At 62.6% G+C, this 17,572-nt stretch carries 19 protein-coding genes; 10 read left to right on the forward strand and 9 right to left on the reverse strand.

Features of this window, described 5'->3' with window-relative positions; all coding sequences use genetic code 11:
* Window positions 1–195: 195 nt before the first annotated feature.
* Entirely contained in the window at window positions 196–426 is a 231-nt protein-coding gene (locus N5D53_RS05515; protein WP_003253515.1) for a DUF1127 domain-containing protein, read from the reverse strand.
* 178 nt (window positions 427–604) lie between these two features.
* Between N5D53_RS05515 and N5D53_RS05520 the strand changes: the two genes are divergently transcribed.
* Window positions 605–2,035, forward strand: a complete 1,431-nt coding sequence (locus N5D53_RS05520; RefSeq protein ID WP_162497232.1) for a PLP-dependent aminotransferase family protein — start codon at window positions 605–607, stop codon at window positions 2,033–2,035.
* A gap of 61 nt (window positions 2,036–2,096) precedes the next feature.
* The gene (locus N5D53_RS05525) at window positions 2,097–3,650 is read left to right on the forward strand and encodes a phospholipase D family protein (RefSeq protein WP_104886905.1); all 1,554 of its coding nucleotides are present in this window, start codon (window positions 2,097–2,099) and stop codon (window positions 3,648–3,650) included.
* Between the two features lie 34 nt (window positions 3,651–3,684).
* Here N5D53_RS05525 and N5D53_RS05530 read toward each other — a convergent pair whose 3' ends face one another.
* Both N5D53_RS05530 and N5D53_RS05535 read right to left on the reverse strand, forming a co-directional pair.
* Window positions 3,685–4,824, reverse strand: a complete 1,140-nt coding sequence (locus tag N5D53_RS05530; protein ID WP_003253511.1) for an MFS transporter — start codon at window positions 4,822–4,824, stop codon at window positions 3,685–3,687.
* Window positions 4,825–4,934: 110 nt separating this feature from the next.
* On the reverse strand, window positions 4,935–6,428 hold the full coding sequence (locus N5D53_RS05535; RefSeq protein ID WP_190869828.1) for an aldehyde dehydrogenase: 1,494 nt from the start codon (window positions 6,426–6,428) through the stop codon (window positions 4,935–4,937).
* Window positions 6,429–6,624: 196 nt separating this feature from the next.
* Here N5D53_RS05535 and N5D53_RS05540 point away from each other — a divergent pair, with 196 nt between their 5' ends.
* Both N5D53_RS05540 and N5D53_RS05545 read left to right on the forward strand, forming a co-directional pair.
* Window positions 6,625–6,984, forward strand: coding sequence for a cupin domain-containing protein (locus N5D53_RS05540; protein ID WP_003258971.1), 360 nt, complete (start codon window positions 6,625–6,627; stop codon window positions 6,982–6,984).
* An 83-nt stretch (window positions 6,985–7,067) separates the two neighbouring features.
* Window positions 7,068–7,271 carry a hypothetical protein gene (locus N5D53_RS05545; RefSeq protein WP_064493079.1) on the forward strand — a complete coding sequence of 68 codons (204 nt, stop codon included), beginning with the start codon at window positions 7,068–7,070 and terminating at the stop codon, window positions 7,269–7,271.
* A 67-nt stretch (window positions 7,272–7,338) separates the two neighbouring features.
* Here the strand turns inward: N5D53_RS05545 and rpmG are convergent, their stop codons facing one another.
* Both rpmG and rpmB read right to left on the reverse strand, forming a co-directional pair.
* Complete coding sequence (rpmG, locus tag N5D53_RS05550; RefSeq protein WP_003253507.1) at window positions 7,339–7,494, reverse strand: 50S ribosomal protein L33; 156 nt, start codon at window positions 7,492–7,494, stop codon at window positions 7,339–7,341.
* Window positions 7,495–7,505: 11 nt separating this feature from the next.
* Window positions 7,506–7,742, reverse strand: coding sequence for a 50S ribosomal protein L28 (gene rpmB, locus N5D53_RS05555; RefSeq protein WP_003253504.1), 237 nt, complete (start codon window positions 7,740–7,742; stop codon window positions 7,506–7,508).
* Window positions 7,743–8,103: 361 nt separating this feature from the next.
* On the opposite strand from rpmB, the gene N5D53_RS05560 reads away from it, so the two are divergent.
* Window positions 8,104–9,693 carry an ABC transporter substrate-binding protein gene (locus N5D53_RS05560; protein WP_190869827.1) on the forward strand — a complete coding sequence of 530 codons (1,590 nt, stop codon included), beginning with the start codon at window positions 8,104–8,106 and terminating at the stop codon, window positions 9,691–9,693.
* A gap of 134 nt (window positions 9,694–9,827) precedes the next feature.
* Here N5D53_RS05560 and radC read toward each other — a convergent pair whose 3' ends face one another.
* Window positions 9,828–10,508, reverse strand: a complete 681-nt coding sequence (gene radC, locus N5D53_RS05565; RefSeq protein ID WP_121160857.1) for a DNA repair protein RadC — start codon at window positions 10,506–10,508, stop codon at window positions 9,828–9,830.
* Between the two features lie 125 nt (window positions 10,509–10,633).
* Here radC and coaBC point away from each other — a divergent pair, with 125 nt between their 5' ends.
* The 4 genes from coaBC to argB all read left to right on the forward strand — a co-directional run bounded on the left by coaBC (window position 10,634) and on the right by argB (window position 14,754).
* On the forward strand, window positions 10,634–11,845 hold the full coding sequence (gene coaBC, locus N5D53_RS05570) for a bifunctional phosphopantothenoylcysteine decarboxylase/phosphopantothenate--cysteine ligase CoaBC (protein ID WP_003253409.1): 1,212 nt from the start codon (window positions 10,634–10,636) through the stop codon (window positions 11,843–11,845).
* Window positions 11,846–11,850: 5 nt separating this feature from the next.
* Window positions 11,851–12,306: a dUTP diphosphatase gene (gene dut / locus N5D53_RS05575; RefSeq protein ID WP_190869826.1), complete on the forward strand. Its 456-nt coding sequence runs from the start codon at window positions 11,851–11,853 to the stop codon at window positions 12,304–12,306.
* A gap of 111 nt (window positions 12,307–12,417) precedes the next feature.
* Window positions 12,418–13,818 carry a phosphomannomutase/phosphoglucomutase gene (locus tag N5D53_RS05580; RefSeq protein ID WP_104962819.1) on the forward strand — a complete coding sequence of 467 codons (1,401 nt, stop codon included), beginning with the start codon at window positions 12,418–12,420 and terminating at the stop codon, window positions 13,816–13,818.
* A gap of 30 nt (window positions 13,819–13,848) precedes the next feature.
* On the forward strand, window positions 13,849–14,754 hold the full coding sequence (gene argB, locus N5D53_RS05585; RefSeq protein ID WP_004575216.1) for an acetylglutamate kinase: 906 nt from the start codon (window positions 13,849–13,851) through the stop codon (window positions 14,752–14,754).
* A 159-nt stretch (window positions 14,755–14,913) separates the two neighbouring features.
* Here argB and pyrE read toward each other — a convergent pair whose 3' ends face one another.
* The gene (pyrE, locus tag N5D53_RS05590) at window positions 14,914–15,555 is read right to left on the reverse strand and encodes an orotate phosphoribosyltransferase (RefSeq protein WP_003253405.1); all 642 of its coding nucleotides are present in this window, start codon (window positions 15,553–15,555) and stop codon (window positions 14,914–14,916) included.
* 80 nt (window positions 15,556–15,635) lie between these two features.
* Here pyrE and N5D53_RS05595 point away from each other — a divergent pair, with 80 nt between their 5' ends.
* Window positions 15,636–16,415 carry an exodeoxyribonuclease III gene (locus tag N5D53_RS05595; protein ID WP_003253401.1) on the forward strand — a complete coding sequence of 260 codons (780 nt, stop codon included), beginning with the start codon at window positions 15,636–15,638 and terminating at the stop codon, window positions 16,413–16,415.
* Window positions 16,416–16,448: 33 nt separating this feature from the next.
* Here the strand turns inward: N5D53_RS05595 and N5D53_RS05600 are convergent, their stop codons facing one another.
* Entirely contained in the window at window positions 16,449–16,817 is a 369-nt protein-coding gene (locus N5D53_RS05600) for a DUF4870 domain-containing protein (protein ID WP_003253399.1), read from the reverse strand.
* A gap of 23 nt (window positions 16,818–16,840) precedes the next feature.
* The gene (gene rph, locus N5D53_RS05605) at window positions 16,841–17,563 is read right to left on the reverse strand and encodes a ribonuclease PH (RefSeq protein WP_003253397.1); all 723 of its coding nucleotides are present in this window, start codon (window positions 17,561–17,563) and stop codon (window positions 16,841–16,843) included.
* Between the last annotated feature and the right edge of the window lie 9 nt (window positions 17,564–17,572).

The raw sequence follows: 17,572 nt of genomic DNA on the forward strand, positions 1-17,572 counted from the left end.
CCCATCCTTGTGGCAGCAACTGTCTTGCTTAAAATCTAAAAGCTGACGCGCCCCCTGTGGGAGCGGGCGTGCCCGCGAACACGGGCGAAGCCCGTGCCATCCTCCGCGACTTCTGCTTCGCGGGCATGCCCGCTCCCACAGGGTCGGTGCAGGTTTTAAGTCTGGGGCACAACAGGCCCTCCTGCGACCATCGTGTCAGTCCTTCCAGAAGGGTTTCCGCCCTTCGATCCGGGCCTGCTCCCAGCTCAGCCCGACATCGCGCAACTCGTCATCGGTCAGCTGCAGCAACGCCCTGCGGGTATGCCAGCGATGCAGCATCAGCCCCCAACGCCCCAAACCCTCTGGCGCGTTGAACACCTTGGCCTGCTGCCCGGCTTCCAGTTCCTTGGCCAACAGTTGCAAGCGCACATCGCTCATGCCACCCATCACCGCATCCTCCCGTTCAGTTGTTACCGTGGAGAAAGCATGCGCGTCGGCACCCTCGACAATACAGATCCAATACAGCCTTATTATTCCCATACAGAATTGGCCGCTGGCCGACTGAATGCTGTATTTTCAGCCCAACTGTACCGGTCGCTATGCCAATGCAGCGCAGGAGTATGCCTTGACCCTCTACCTGAATCTCGCCGAAATACTCGGCGCCCGCATCGAGCAGGGCCTCTATCGCCCTGGCCAGCGCCTGCCGTCTGTACGCGCACTGAGTGAGGAGCACGGGGTCAGCCTGAGCACCGTGCAGCAGGCCTATCGCATGCTCGAAGACAGCGGCATGGTCTCGCCGCGGCCCAAGTCCGGCTACTTCGTCAGCGACCAACGGCAGTTGCCGGCACTGCCCGCAGTCAGCCGCCCGGCCCAGCGCCCGGTGGACATCTCGCAGTGGGAACAGGTGCTGGAGCTGGTGCGCAGTACGCCGCGCCATGATGTGGTGCAACTCGGCCGCGGCATGCCCGACATCGACAGCCCTACCCTGAAGCCGCTGCTGCGCAGCCTTGCCCAGTTGAGCCGGCGCCAGGACATGCCTGGCCTGTACTACGACAACATCCACGGTAACCTGGCCCTGCGCGAACAGGTGGCCCGGCTGATGCTCGACTCCGGCTGCCGCCTGGGGCCGGCCGACCTGGTGATCACCACCGGCTGCCATGAGGCGCTGTCATGCAGCATCCGCGCAGTCTGCGAGCCAGGCGACATCGTCGCGGTCGACTCGCCCAGCTTCCACGGCGCCATGCAAACCCTCAAGGGCTTGGGCATGAAAGCGCTGGAAATCCCCACCGACCCGGTCACCGGCATCAGCCTGGAGGCGCTGGAGCTGGCCCTGGAGCAGTGGCCGATCAAGCTCATCCAGATCACCCCCAGCTGCAACAACCCGCTGGGCTACATCATGCCTGAGGCACGCAAGAAGGCCCTGCTGAGCCTCGCCCAACGCTATGACGTGGCGATTCTGGAAGACGATGTGTACGGCGACCTGGCCTATACCTACCCACGCCCACGCACCCTGAAGTCGTTCGACGACGATGGCCGCGTGCTGCTCTGCAGCTCGTTCTCCAAAACCCTCGCGCCTGGCCTGCGGATCGGCTGGGTGGCGCCCGGGCGCTACCTGGAGCGCGTGCTGCACATGAAATACATCAGCACCGGCAGCACCGCCAGCCAGCCTCAGCTGGCCATCGCTGACTTCATCGCCGCCGGGCACTACCAGCCCCATGTACGGCGCATGCGCAGCCAGTACCAGCGTGGCCGCGACCTGATGGGCGACTGGGTGACCCGCTACTTCCCGGCGGGCACCCGGGTCAGCCGGCCCCAGGGCGGCTTCATGCTGTGGGTGGAATTACCCGAACATCTCGATACGCTTCGGCTGAACCGCGCTTTACTGGAGCAGGGCGTGCAGGTTGCCGTGGGCAGCATCTTTTCGGCCTCGGGCAAGTTTCGCCACTGCCTGCGCATGAATTTCGCCGCCAGGCCAACGCCGCAGATCGAAGCCTCCGTGCGCAAGGTTGGTGAAACCGCCCTTCGTCTACTGGATGACGAAAGCGCCGACGCGTAACTTTACGCCGCCCGTCACGGTCAAACCCCTAAAGCCCTTGCTGTAACAGGACGGTCCACCCTTGAGACTCCAGCGAGCCTTGCCTCTGCTGCTGGTGTTGTTGCTCGGCCTTGCCGGTTGCACAAGCATCAGCGCGCCCCGGGAAACCAGCCAGGCGTTGCCTGCCCACGAATCGGCCTTTGGCCGCTCGGTGCTGCGCCAGGCCGCGCCCTATGGCGGCCGCTCGGGCTTTCGCCTGCTGCCCAACAGCAACGAGGCATTTCGCGCCCGCGCCGAACTGATACGCAACGCCCAGGCGAGCATCGACCTGCAGTACTACATCGTCCACGACGGCCTCAGTACCCGCGCCCTTGTGCATGAACTGCTGCGCGCCGCCGACCGTGGCGTGCGCGTGCGCATCCTGCTCGACGACACCACCAGCGACGGCCTGGACACCGTCATGGGCACCCTCGATGCCCACCCGAACATCCACATTCGCGTGTTCAACCCACTGCATCTGGGGCGCAGTACCGGCGTTACGCGCGCCGTGGGCCGGCTGTTCAACTTGTCGCGCCAGCACCGACGCATGCACAACAAGCTGTTCCTGGTGGACAACAGCATGGCCATCGTCGGCGGTCGCAACCTGGGCGACGAGTATTTCGATGCCGAGCCCAACCTCAACTTCACCGACATCGACCTGCTGGGCGTGGGCCCGGTGGCCGAGCAGCTGGGGCACAGCTTCGACCAGTACTGGAACAGCGCCCTCAGCCGGCCGATCACCGATTTCCTCTGGCATGACCCGGATGCCAACGACCTGCGGGCCAGCCGCCAGCGCCTGGAAGTGTCGCTGGCCAAAGCCAGGACCCAGCGCAAGGCCCTGTACGACCGCTTGATGGCCTATCAGTCGCAGCCGCGCCTGGATGTGTGGCGCAACGAGCTGATCTGGGCTCACGCACAGGCCCTATGGGATGCGCCCAGCAAGGTGTTGGCCGAAGACGAACCGGACCCGCAATTACTGCTGAGCCAGCAACTGGCTCCGGACCTGGCTAACGTGCACCGCGAGTTGGTCCTGGCATCGGCCTACTTTGTACCAGGCGAACCGGGGCTGCTGTACCTGACCGGCCGCGCCGACGCTGGCGTTTCGGTGAAGCTGCTGACCAACTCGCTTGAAGCCACCGACGTGCCGGCAGTGCATGGAGGCTATGCCCCCTATCGTCGTGCCTTGCTTGAGCACGGGGTGCAGCTTTACGAGCTTCGCCGCCAGCCAGGCGACCCCAGCGCGGGGCGATTGAGTTTTCGTGGCAGCTCGGATTCGAGCCTGCACACCAAGGCGATCGTGTTCGACCGGCGCAAGACCTTCATCGGCTCGTTCAACTTCGACCCGCGCTCAGTATTGTGGAACACCGAGGTCGGGGTACTGGTGGACAGCCCGGAGCTTGCCGAATACACCCGCGAGCTAGCCCAGCAGGGTATGGCGCCTGCGCTGAGCTATCAGGTGAAACTGATAGGCAACAAGCTGGTGTGGGCGACCGAGGACAATGGCCAACGGCACGTGCTGACGTCTGAGCCGGGTGGGGTCTGGCGGCGGTTCAATGCCTGGATCAGCAAGGCGGTTGGCTTGGAGAAGATGCTATAGCGGCGATTCCGGGGCCTTGCGGCCCCCAAAATCATCAGGCAGAAACCGGCTCAAAGGCTCCGCGCCGCCGGGTCAATACCACCAACCCCGCAGCCCCGGCCGCCATCAGGAACAGCAACGCATGCCCGCTGATCCACTGGCTCCCCGCCCCCGCCAACAACGGCCCGAGCAAACAGCCAATACCCCACAGCTGGGCCACGTGGGCATTGGCCCGTACCAACTCATCATCGCGGTAGCGCTCACCGATCAGCACCAGCGACAAGGTGAACAAGCCGCCGGCACTGGCGCCGAACAACACCCACAACGGCCAGATAACCGGCGTGTGCAACAGCAGCGGGATCGCCAGGCTGGACACCAGCAGGGTCACCGCACAGCCAGTGAACAGGGTACGTCGCGACATATGGTCGGCCAGCGCGCCGATGGGCAATTGCAGCACTGCATCACCCACCACCACGGTACTCACCATGAACAAGGCGATTTCGGTGCTGAAACCCTGCTGCAGGCAATACACCGGCAGCAAGGTGAGGATCATCGCCTCGAACGAGGCGAACAGGGCAATGGCCCAGGCAATTACCGGTAAGCGTCGGCAGAAGGCGAACAGGTCGCCAAAGGTGACACTGCAGGCTTCCGTGCTCGGCGCTCCACCACGCCCCAGCAGAACCAGCGGCGCGGCCAGCAGCAGGCCGGTCGCCGCCCAGAAGCCGAAGTCGTCATCAGAGCCGAGGAAACCCAGCACCAACGGCCCGGCCAACTGGCTCAGGGCGTAGCTGCTGCCATACAGCGCCACCAACCGGCCACGCCACTGTTCGACCACCAGTTGGTTGATCCAGCTTTCGCCGAGGATGAACACCACGGTCAGAGACATGCCGATCATCAGCCGCAGCAGCAGCCATAACGGGTAACTAGGCAGCAGCGCGAGTAGGCCAATCGACAGCGCCCCGCCCCACAGGCATAGGCGCATCGCCGAAGGTACGCCAACCCAACCTGCCAGGCGGCTGGCCAGGCTGGCGCCGGCCAGTACGCCCAACGCCGGCATTGCCGCCATCACGCCGATGGCGAAGCTGCCGTAGCCCCAGGCCTCCAGGCGCAGGGACACCAGCGGCATGCTCACGCCAAGCGCCAGCCCGACACTGAGCACCGATGCCAGTACGGCGAAGTAGGTACCCCAACGCATTACAGCCTCCCAGCCAATATTTCCAGGGGCCCATTTGCGGGCAAGCCCGCTCCTGCAACGGTCGCGAAGACCTGCAGGAGCGGGCTTGCCCGCGAAAAGGACCTACCGGGTTACAGCTTGATCCAGGTCGCCTTCAGCTCGGTGTACTTCTCCAGTGCGTGCAGCGACTTGTCACGGCCGTTGCCCGACTGTTTGAAGCCACCGAACGGCGCGGTCATGTCGCCACCATCGTACTGGTTGACCCAGACGCTGCCTGCACGCACGGCACGGGCGGTCTTGTGGGCCTTGGAAATGTCCGAAGTCCAGATACCAGCGGCCAGGCCATACGGGGTGTCGTTGGCAATGGCCACGGCTTCTTCGGCGGTGTCGAAGGCAATCACCGACAGCACCGGGCCGAAGATTTCTTCCTGGGCAATGCGCATGGCGTTAGTCACGCCGTCGAAGATGGTCGGCTCGACGTAGGTGCCGCCGGTCTCTTCCAGGGTGCGCTTGCCGCCGGCCAGCAGCTTGGCGCCGTCCTTGTGGCCAGCCTCGATGTACGACAGCACGGTGTTCATCTGCTGGGTATCGACCAAGGCACCGACAGTGGTCTGCGGGTCCAGCGGGTTGCCTGGCTTCCAGCCCTTCAGGGCCTCTACCACCATCGGCAGGAACTTGTCCTTGATCGAACGCTCGACCAGCAGGCGGGAACCTGCAGTGCACACTTCGCCCTGGTTGAAGGCGATGGCGCTGGCGGCGGCCTCGGCGGCTGCTTGCAGGTCCGGGGCGTCGGCAAAGACGATGTTCGGGCTCTTGCCACCGGCTTCCAGCCAGATGCGTTTCATGTTCGATTCGCCCGCGTAAACCATCAGCTGCTTGGCGATCTTGGTCGAACCGGTGAACACCAGGGTGTCCACGTCCATGTGCAGGGCCAGTGCCTTGCCCACGGTGTGGCCATAGCCTGGCAGCACGTTCAGCACGCCAGCCGGGATACCGGCTTCGATCGCCAGTTGGGCGATGCGGATGGCAGTCAGCGGCGATTTTTCGGACGGCTTGAGCACGACCGAGTTACCGGTGGCCAGTGCAGGGCCGAGTTTCCAGCAGGCCATCAGCAGCGGGAAGTTCCACGGCACGATGGCACCAACCACACCCACGGGTTCGCGGGTAACCAGGCCAAGCTGGTTATGCGGGGTCGGGGCAACTTCGTCGTAGACCTTGTCGATGGCTTCGGCAGTCCAGTGAATGGCCTGGGCCGCACCTGGGATGTCGATGCTGGAGGAGTCGCCGATCGGCTTGCCCATGTCCAGCGTTTCCAACAGCGCCAGCTCTTCGACGTTCTTGCGCAGCAGGTCGGCGAAGCGGATCAGCTTGGCCTTGCGCTTGGCGGGGGCCAGCTGCGACCACACGCCGGAGTTGAAGGTGGCACGGGCGTTTTCAACAGCGCGGTTGGCATCGGCCAGGTCGCAGCTGGCAACCTTGGCCAGGAAGCGTCCGTCGACCGGGCTCAGGCACTCGAAGGTTTCACCGGATACGGCATCGGTGTATTCGCCGTTGATGAAGGCACGGCCTTCGATCTTCAGTTGCTGGGCACGTTGTTCCCAGTCCGCACGGGTCAGGGTGGTCATACGAAACTCCTCCTCTTGTTTAGGTGCAACGCCGCACTGAGGACTCACAGGCGTTGTCAGAATTCTGGCCGGGCGCCACGCGCACACTGGCAAGCGATACCCTAAACCAGCCGGTGTAAACTATCAATATATTTGACACGAGAGGCTCAAAAGCCTACTGATGTTCATTTTATTAAACAACAACAGGAGCCGAACCATGAGTATTGATAGCATCATCGACTTCGCGCAGGTCATCACCGAGGCCGAACGCTACCGCCCGGCTGCAGAGAAAATCCTCAAGGGCGAGCCGGACCAGGCGGTCTACAACCATTATTCCAGCCCGTGCGGGCAGTTTGCCGCTGGCGTATGGGAAGGTGAGGTGGGCCAGTGGACAGTGAACTACACCGAGCACGAATACTGCGAGATCGTTCAGGGCGTTTCGGTGCTGCGCGACCAGGACGGTGGGGCGAAAACCCTGCGTGCCGGCGATCGGTTCGTCATCCCCGCCGGCTTCAAAGGCACTTGGGAGGTGCTGGAGCCGTGCCGCAAGATCTATGTGATGTTCGAGCAGAAATAACTATGTAGCGCAGGGAGTTTGCAGGCATGCGTGAGGATGACCCTGCCCGTTTCGGGCCATTCAGCCTCACAAGGAAAATCAGCATGACCAACGAAGAAGTTCTGCAAACCCTCGCCCACCTGGTCGGCACCCGCTACGTGCCGGAGCTGAAAGAAACCATCCGCGCCCTCACCGGGCGCGCTCGCGTTGTTGGCCCCAACGAGATATCCACCCGCGACTACGACGCCGCGCGCATCCAGATCAAGGCCGACGCCGACCTGATGATCCAGAGCTTCAGCTTCAACTGACCCTGACAGCAGCTAAAAAAAAACCCGCTTCCTTTCGGATGCGGGTTTTTTTCAGGTCGCCGATCAATTACTTGATCTTGGCTTCCTTGTACACCACGTGCTTGCGAACAACCGGATCATATTTCTTGATCTCGATTTTGTCCGGGGTGGTGCGCTTGTTCTTGTCGGTGGTGTAGAAGTGGCCGGTACCGGCACTCGAAACCAGACGGATCAATTCACGCATGATGCTCTCCCTTAAACCTTGGCGCCAGCTTTACGGATGTCAACCAGAACGGCGTCGATGCCGCGCTTGTCGATGATACGCATGCCTTTGGCGGAAACGCGCAGACGCACGAAACGCTTCTCGGATTCAACCCAGAAACGGTGGTGCTGCAGGTTCGGCAGGAAACGACGACGGGTTTTGTTGTTTGCGTGGGAAATGTTGTTCCCGGTTACTGGACCCTTACCAGTAACTTGACAGACTCTCGACATGACTCAGCCCTCTAAAACCACATGCCCAACCCGGCATGGGTTGGCCGCTTAATCTCTCAGTCTTTGGCGCCTGGGCGCCGTGATTCTGGAGGCCTTATCGACCGGATCCGCTTATGCGACAGGCCGAGCCCCTAGAAAAGAGCGCTGCTTTATACCAGAAAGACTTGGCTGCAACAACAGTAGATGCACATTACCGCTAGCCAGAACGCGCCGGGCCAGCATAGCGGCAGGCCCCGCCAGTCGTCGACCGCTCGTCGCAAGATTTGCAAAAAAGGGTGTGGTCATTTGCCGGCGGGCGCACTAGGGTAAGCCTTTTCCAGACTGCACTGGCAGATGGGCCACTGACAGCCAAGGAGCCACCATGCGTGTCGCCGCACTTTCCTTATTGTTCACCACCCTGTTCGCCGCTGGCGCTGCCCAGGCCGCTCCGCTGAGCGTTTGCAGCGAGGCCAGCCCCGAAGGCTTCGACGTGGTGCAGTACAATTCGCTCACCACCACCAACGCCACCGCCGACGTGCTGATGAACCGCCTGGTGGAGTTCGATGCGGCGCAAGGCAAGGTGGTGCCGAGCCTGGCGACCAGCTGGACGGTATCGGCCGACGGCCTGGTGTATGACTTCACCCTGCGCGATGACGTCAAGTTTCACAGCACCCCCTACTTCAAGCCAAGCCGCAAGCTGAATGCCGACGACGTGCTGTTCAGCTTCCAGCGCATGCTCTACCCGGCCCATGCCTGGCACAAGACTGCGCCGGGCGGCTACCCGCATGCCCAATCGCTGCAACTGGGCAGCCTGATCAAGGCGATCGAGGCACCGTCGCCGAACACCGTGCGCTTCACCCTCAGCCACCCGGACGCCACCTTCCTGGCCACCCTGAGCATGGGCTTCGCCTCGATCTACTCCGCCGAATACGCCGACAAGCTGCTCAAGGCCGGTACGCCGGAGAAGCTCAACAACCAACCGATCGGCACCGGGCCGTTCGTGTTCCAGCGTTTCCAGAAAGACGCCGTGGTGCGCTACCGCGCCAACCCGGACTACTTCGCCGGCAAGCCGGCGGTCGACCCGCTGATCTTCGCCATCACCACCGATGCCAACGTGCGCCTGCAGAAGCTCAAGCGTGGCGAGTGCCAGGTTGCCCTGTCGCCCAAGCCGTTGGACATTGCCGAAGCGGGCCAGGACGGTAACCTCAAGGTGGCCACCACCCCGGCATTCATGACTGCCTTCGTCGCCATCAACAGCCAGCACCCGCCGCTGGACAAGCCGGAAGTGCGTCAGGCGATCAACCTGGCCTTCGACAGGCAAGCCTACCTCAAGGCCGTGTTCGAAGACTCTGCGGTGGCTGCCAATGGCCCCTACCCGCCCAATACCTGGAGCTACGCCAAGGACCTGCCCGGCTACCCGCTGGACCTGAAGAAAGCCAAGGCCCTGCTGGCCAAGGCCGGCCTGGCCGAAGGCTTCAGTACCACCATCTGGACCCGGCCCTCGGGTAGCCTGCTCAACCCCAACCCCAGCCTTGGCGCGCAGATGCTGCAAGCCGACCTGGCGAAGATTGGCGTTAAAGCGGAGATCCGCGTGATCGAATGGGGCGAGCTTATCCGCCGCGCCAAGGCCGGCGAGCATGACTTGCTGTTCATGGGCTGGGCGGGCGACAACGGCGACCCGGACAACTTCCTCAGCCCGCAGTTTTCCTGTGCGGCGGTCGAGTCAGGAACCAACTTCGCACGCTTCTGCGACAGCCGCCTCGACCAGCTGATCAGCGCCGGGCGCACCACCAACGACCAGAGCGTACGCAGCCGGCTGTACCAGCAGGCGCAGACACTGATCCAGCAGCAGGCGCTGTGGGTGCCACTGGCGCACCCGACGGCAGCGACCTTGCTGCGCCAAGGCGTCGAGGGGTACCAGGTGAGCCCGTTCGGGCGGCTGGATTTCAGCAAGGTGACGGTGACCAAGTAAGCCTGTACCGGCCTCTTCGCGGGTAAACCCGCTCCTACAGGACAGCGCCAGCCTGGCAGTTGGCGCTACCCCTGTAGGAGCGGGTTTACCCGCGAAAGGGCCCGTACTGACCCTATAAGGCTCTCAGTACTCCCTCAGGCCACAATCCACCCATGCTCGACCATCGACAATGGCTCCCCGTCACCGATGATGATGTGATCCAGCACCCGCACGTCGATCAACGCCAACCCCCGCTTCAACGTCAGGGTCAAATGCACATCGTCCTGACTCGGTTCACTGATCCCTGAAGGATGGTTGTGGCACAGGATCAATGCCGCAGCGTTGTGCACCAACGCCCGCCGCACCACCTCTCGCGGATAGACACTCGCCCGATCTATCGTGCCCCTGAACAGGATCTCAAATGCCAGTGGCCGGTGCTTGGTATCGAGAAACAGACACCCGAACACCTCGCTGGCCTCATGCCTGAGCATGGCTTTCAAGTAGCGTCGCACCGCTGCCGGGCTGTCCATGGCAGACTCCCGCTCAATCGACGTTGCAAGGTGCCTGCGGCCGATCTCAAGCAGTGCCTGCAGCTGGCTGTACCTCACCGGGCCCAACCCAAGCTCGCCGACGAAGGCCTCGCGGTCAGCCTCCAGCAACCGGCGCAAGCTGCCGAACTTCACCAACAAGCCTCGCGAAAGCTCCACGACATTACGCCCACGTACGCCTGAGCCGAGAAAAACGGCCAGCAGCTCCGTATCTGTCAGGCTCCCTGCCCCTCGCTGCAACAACTTCTCCCTAGGCCGTTCTTGCGCCGGCCACTCCCTGATGTTCATTCCACCCCTGCCTTTGCTGCGGCCCATTTCGGCCCTGTGTTAATCTATTTCGCCTCGTACATGCGACGTTCCGCCGCAGGCATTTCAAACGTCGTCGCCCGCTCTCACTGGAAAAAGGCAAGCCTATGCAGCGGCTGTATCGCAAGCGCATCGTTCTCGGCGTGGGTGGCGGCATTGCCGCCTACAAAAGCGCCGAGCTGATTCGCCGTCTCCTGGAGCACGGCGCGCAGGTGCGCGTCGTCATGACCCGGGGTGGTGCAGAATTCATCACCCCGCTGACCCTGCAGGCGCTGTCGGGCCACCCCGTACACATGGACCTGCTCGACCCGGCCGCCGAAGCTGCCATGGGCCATATCGAACTGGCCAAGTGGGCGGACCTGGTGCTGATCGCCCCAGCCACCGCCGACCTCATGGCACGCATGGCCCAGGGCATGGCAGACGACCTGCTGACCACCCTGGTGCTGGCCACTGACGCCACCGTCGCCGTGGCGCCGGCGATGAACCAGGCCATGTGGCGTGACCCGGCCACCCAAGCCAACCTCGAGCTGCTCAAGAGCCGTGGCATTCAGGTGTTCGGCCCGGCATCCGGCAGCCAGGCCTGTGGCGACGTCGGCCTGGGGCGCATGCTCGAAGCCACCGACCTGGCCTGGTGCGCCGCGGAAAGCTTCAAGCGCCAGGCACTGACCGGCAAGCACGTGCTGATCACCGCCGGGCCGACCCAGGAAAACATCGACCCGGTGCGCTACATCACCAATCATAGCTCCGGCAAGATGGGCTTCGCCCTGGCCGAAGCGGCCGCCGAAGCAGGGGCTCGGGTGACCCTCGTCACGGGCCCTGTGCACTTGCCAACCCCTGACCGGGTCAGCCGCATCGACGTCGTCAGCGCGCGGGACATGCTCGCGGCCTGTGAAGCGGCCATGCCGTGCGACCTGTTCATCGCCTCGGCAGCGGTTGCGGACTACCGCCCCGAAGTGGTTGCCACACAAAAACTGAAGAAAGATCCTACGACCGGCGACGGCATGCTGCTGCAGATGGTGCGTAATCCCGATATCCTTGCCACCATTGCTGGCCGCGCCGACCGCCCGTTCAGCGTCGGCTTTGCCGCCGAAACCGAGCACCTGCTCGATTACGCCACGCGCAAGCTCAAGGACAAGAACCTCGACCTGATCGTCGCCAATGATGTGGCCAACCCCAGCATCGGCTTCAACAGCGAAGAAAACGCCTTGACCGTGATCGACCGCCAGCAGCACCAGACCCTCTTCGCGCAGACCAGCAAGGGCAAGATCGCCCGGCAACTGGTCGCCTTCATCGCCGAACGGCTCAACCAGGTTCAATAAGTTACATGCACGCTCTTCAAGCCAAGATCCTCGACCCACGCCTGGGCAGCGAATTCCCGCTACCCGCATACGCCACCCCCGGCTCCGCTGGCCTCGACCTGCGCGCCCTGTTCAAGGAAGACACCATCCTCGAACCGGGCCAGACCATTCTGATTCCTACCGGCCTGTCGATATATATCGGCGACCCGGGCCTGGCGGCAGTCATCCTGCCGCGCTCGGGCCTGGGCCATAAGCACGGCATCGTGCTGGGCAACCTGGTCGGCCTGATCGATTCGGACTACCAGGGCGAACTGATGGTGTCGTGCTGGAACCGCGGCAACACGCCGTTCACCATCGCGGTTGGCGAGCGCATCGCCCAGTTGGTGCTGGTGCCGGTGGTGCAGGCTCACTTCGACATCGTCGAAGCGTTCGACGAAAGCCAGCGTGGCGCTGGCGGCTTCGGTCACTCCGGCAGCCACTGAGCCGGCAAATGACCGTTCAGGCCAAGGATGGCGAACTCTCTGGCGAAACCACCGTCCAAGCGTTCAGTTTGCGCCTGCCCAGAAAGCCTTTGACTAATGGAGCTTCCAGAGATGAACGACATGGCCCACCTGGTCCCCGCCGCATTGCCCGACAGCATTTTCCGCGCATATGACATCCGCGGCGTGGTCGGCAAGACCCTTCACGCCGAAACCGCCTACTGGATCGGCCGCGCCATCGGCGCGCAAAGCCTGGCCCAGGGCGAACCGCAGGTTTCGGTAGGGCGCGATGGCCGCCTGTCGGGCCCGATGCTGGTGGAACAGCTGATCAAAGGCCTGGTCGATGCGGGCTGCCACGTCAGCGACATCGGCCTGGTGCCCACCCCGGCGCTGTACTACGCAGCCAACGTGCTGGCCGGCAAGTCTGGTGTGATGCTGACCGGCAGCCACAACCCGTCGGACTACAACGGTTTCAAGATCGTCATCGCCGGTGACACCCTGGCCAACGAACAGATCCAGGCCCTGCTGACCCGCCTGAAAACCAACGACCTGACCCTGGCCCAAGGCCGCGTGGAAAAGGTCGAGATCCTCGACCGCTACTTCAAGCAGATTGTCGGCGACGTGAAGCTGGCGAAAAAGCTCAAGGTGGTGGTGGACTGCGGCAACGGCGCCGCTGGCGTGGTTGCACCGCAACTGATCGAAGCCCTGGGCTGCGAAGTGATCCCGCTGTTCTGCGAGGTCGACGGCAACTTCCCCAATCACCACCCGGACCCGGGCAAGCCGGAAAACCTCGAGGACCTGATCGCCAAGGTCAAGGAAACCGGTGCCGATATCGGCCTGGCCTTCGACGGTGACGGCGACCGCGTCGGCGTGGTGACCAACACCGGCAGCATCGTCTACCCCGACCGCCTGCTGATGCTGTTTGCCCAGGACGTGCTGTCGCGCAACCCGGGCGCCGAGATCATCTTCGACGTCAAATGCACCCGCCGCCTGACCCCGTTGATCGAACAGCACGGTGGCCGCGCCTTGATGTGGAAAACCGGCCATTCGCTGATCAAGAAGAAGATGAAGCAGACCGGTTCGCTGCTGGCAGGCGAGATGAGCGGTCACATCTTCATCAAGGAACGCTGGTACGGTTTTGACGACGGCATCTATAGCGCCGCGCGCCTGCTGGAGATCCTCAGCAAGACCGAGCAGAGCGCCGAAAACCTGTTTGCCGCCTTCCCGAACGACATTTCCACGCCGGAAATCAATATTGATGTGACCGACGAGGGTAAATTCAGCATCATTGATGCACTGCAACGCGACGCCGACTGGGGCGAAGCCAACCTGACCACCATCGACGGTGTGCGGGTCGACTACGCCAACGGCTGGGGCCTGGTTCGCGCCTCCAACACCACCCCGGTGCTGGTGCTGCGTTTCGAGGCCGACAGCGACGCCGAATTGCAACGTATCAAGGATGTTTTCCGCACCCAGTTGCTGCGGGTAGAGCCTGAGCTGCAACTGCCGTTCTGACCGACTATCTGTTCCTTACAGGAGCCCTGCATGACCCTCGATCGCGATGCCGCTTCCCATGTAGCCGAGGTTTTGTCCGAAGCACTGCCTTACATCCGCCGCTTTGTCGGCAAGACCCTGGTGATCAAGTACGGCGGCAACGCGATGGAGAGCGAGGAGCTCAAGACGGGCTTCGCCCGTGACATCGTGCTGATGAAGGCTGTGGGCATCAACCCGGTGGTAGTCCACGGCGGTGGCCCGCAGATCGGCGACCTGCTCAAGCGCCTGTCGATCGAGAGCCACTTCATCGACGGCATGCGCGTCACCGACTCGGCGACCATGGACGTGGTGGAGATGGTGCTGGGTGGCCAGGTCAACAAGGACATCGTCAACCTGATCAACCGCCACGGCGGCAGCGCCATCGGCCTGACCGGCAAGGACGCGGAGCTGATTCGCGCCCGCAAGCTGACTGTCAGCCGCCAGACGCCTGAGATGACCACTCCGGAAATCATCGACATCGGTCACGTCGGTGAAGTGGTGAGCGTGAACACCGACCTGTTGAACATGCTGGTGAAGGGCGACTTCATCCCGGTCATCGCGCCAATCGGCGTGGGTGCCAACGGTGAGTCGTACAACATCAACGCCGACCTGGTGGCGGGCAAGGTGGCCGAAGCGCTGAAGGCCGAGAAGCTGATGCTGCTGACCAACATCGCCGGCCTGATGGACAAGCAGGGCCAGGTGCTGACTGGCCTGACCACCGAGCAGGTCAACGAACTGATCGCTGACGGCACCATTTATGGCGGCATGCTGCCGAAGATCAAGTGCGCGCTGGATGCGGTGCAGGGCGGCGTGAACAGCTCGCACATCATCGATGGCCGCGTGCCGAATGCAGTGCTGCTGGAGATCTTCACCGACAGCGGCGTGGGCACCCTGATTACCAACCGCAAGCCGCGCTGATTGATCGGTTAGCCTGCACTGGCCTCTTCGCGGGTAAACCCGCTCCTACAAAGGAAATCCCCGTGTAGGAGCGGGTTTACCCGCGAAAGGGCCAGATCAGGCGGCACAAAAAAAGGCGACCCTCTGAAGAAGGTCGCCTTTTTCATTCCTGGGCCAGGATCAGATCCCGTACTGCGCCCGGTAGGCCTCGACAGCCGGCAGATGCTGTTTCAGCTGCGGATCGTCAGCCAGGAACTCCAGCACCTGGGTCAGCGAAACAATGCTGACCACCGGGATACCGAAGTCGCGTTCCACTTCCTGGATCGCCGACAGTTCGCCATTGCCGCGCTCTTCACGGTTCAGCGCGATCAGTACACCAGCGGCCTTGGCCTGCTGGGCGTTGATGATCTGCATGACCTCACGAATGGCGGTACCGGCAGTAATCACGTCGTCGATGATCAGCACGTCACCGGCCAGCGGCGCGCCGACCAGGCTGCCACCTTCGCCATGGTCCTTGGCTTCCTTGCGGTTGAAGCACCATGGCACGTCCAACTGATGCTGGTCGGCAAGGGCCACGGCGGTAGTCGCCGCCAAAGGGATACCCTTGTAGGCCGGGCCGAACAGCACATCGAACGGGATCTTGCTGTCGACGATGGCGGCGGCGTAGCAACGCCCCAGCTCAGCCAGTGCGGAGCCGGTGTTGAACAAGCCGGCATTGAAGAAATACGGGCTGGTACGCCCCGATTTCAGGGTGAATTCACCGAAACGCAGTACCCCGCGATCGATGGCAAAACGGATAAAGTCGCGCTGATACGGCTGCATGAATAGTCCCGGACACCACGGATTTAGCTAAATGGGTTGAGCTCGGGTATCATACACGCACGAGATTTTTGGGGCCATTTATGCGGATCATCAGTGTGAACGTAAATGGCATTCAGGCTGCGGCCGAGCGTGGTTTGCTCAGCTGGCTGCAAGCCCAGAATGCCGACGTCATCTGCCTTCAGGATACCCGCGCCTCGGCCTTTGAACTCGACGACCCAGCTTTCCAGCTCGATGGCTATTTCCTTTATGCCTGCGACGCGGAGGTGCCTGCCCAAGGTGGTGTGGCCCTTTACTCGCGCATGCAGCCCAAGGCAGTCATCACCGGCCTGGGCTTCGAGACAGCCGACCGCTACGGGCGTTACCTGCAAGCAGATTTCGACAAAGTCAGTATTGCCAGCCTGCTGCTGCCTTCGGGCATGAACGGCGACGAAGACTTGAACCAGAAGTTCAAGTTGATGGACGACTTCGCCAAGTACCTGGACAAGCAGCGTCGCAAGCGTCGCGAATACATCTATTGCGGCTCGTTCTACGTGGCGCAGCAGAAGCTCGACATCAAGAATTGGCGTGACAGCCAGCAGTCGCCGGGCTTCCTGGCGCCAGAACGCGCCTGGATGGATGCCATCACTGGCGAGATGGGGTATGTCGATGCCTTGCGCGAAGTCAGCCGTGAAGGCGACCAGTACAGCTGGTGGCCGGACAACGAGCAGGCCGAGATGCTCAACCTGGGGTATCGGTTCGACTACCAGATCCTGACCCCGGGCCTGCGCCGCTTCGTACGCAACGCTCGCCTGCCGCGTCAGCCACGCTTCTCCCAGCATGCGCCGCTGATCGTCGACTATGACTGGACGCTGACCATCTAAAAGGCCATTGGGGCTGCGTTGCAGCCCCAATGGTTATTTGATCGGCCGCCAGATCATCGGGTAGCGATAAGGCTTGCCCTCATTCGCCCGCACCGCCGCAATGATGATCAATATCATCACTGCCACCGTGAGCATGGCAAACAGCACCAGCCCGATAAACACGAACATCAGCAGGAAGCAGATGAACCCGGCAATGGTCACGCTGATCTGAAAGTTCAGCGCCTCTTTGCCCTGGGCGTCGATAAAAGGGTCTTGCTCGCGCTTGAGGTGCCATAGCACCAGCGGGCCCAGCAGGTGCCCAAGCGGCACTACCAGGCCCAACAGCGCGGAGAGGTGGCAGAACATCGCCCATTGCCGGATTTCGGCATTGGGCGGGGTGATCGACAGGTTCGAATCGCTCATGCCCCGCACCTCCTTGGCTGGTTTCAGTCAGCCAGTGCTGCCTGCTGCAGTTCGAAAATCTCGTTCATGCCCTTCTGCGCCAAAGCGAGCATGGCGTTGAAATCTTCCGGCTGGAACGGTGCGCCTTCGGCAGTACCCTGCACTTCAATGAAACCACCAGCGCTGGTCATGACCACATTCAGGTCGGTTTCGGCTGCGGAGTCTTCCAGGTAGTCCAGGTCGAGCACCGCTTCGCCCTGGTACATGCCTACCGACACGGCAGCGATCATGTGCTTGAGCGGGTTGCCGCCCTTGAGGCCGCCGCGCTTCTTGATCACTGCCAAAGCGTCGCACAAGGCAACCATGGCGCCGGTGATGGACGCGGTACGGGTACCGCCATCGGCCTGGATCACGTCGCAATCGACGTACAGGGTGATGTCACCGAGCTTGCTCATATCCAGCGCGGCGCGCAGCGAACGGCCGATCAGGCGCTGGATTTCCAGGGTGCGGCCACCCTGCTTGCCACGGCTGGCTTCGCGCTGGTTACGTTCGCCGGTGGACCGCGGCAGCATGCCATACTCGGCGGTCAGCCAGCCTTGGCCCTGGCCTTTGAGGAAGCGCGGTACACCGTTTTCAACGCTGACCGTGCAGATGACTTTGGTGTCACCGAACTCGACCAGTACCGACCCTTCGGCGTGCTTGGTGTAGTTGCGGGTGATGCGGATCGAGCGGAGCTGATCGGCAACGCGACCACTTGGACGTTTCATCTGGGATAC

Origin of the sequence: Pseudomonas sp. GD03862 (assembly GCF_029840855.1) — a bacterium.
GTDB classification, from domain to species: Bacteria; Pseudomonadota; Gammaproteobacteria; order Pseudomonadales; family Pseudomonadaceae; genus Aquipseudomonas; species Aquipseudomonas alloputida.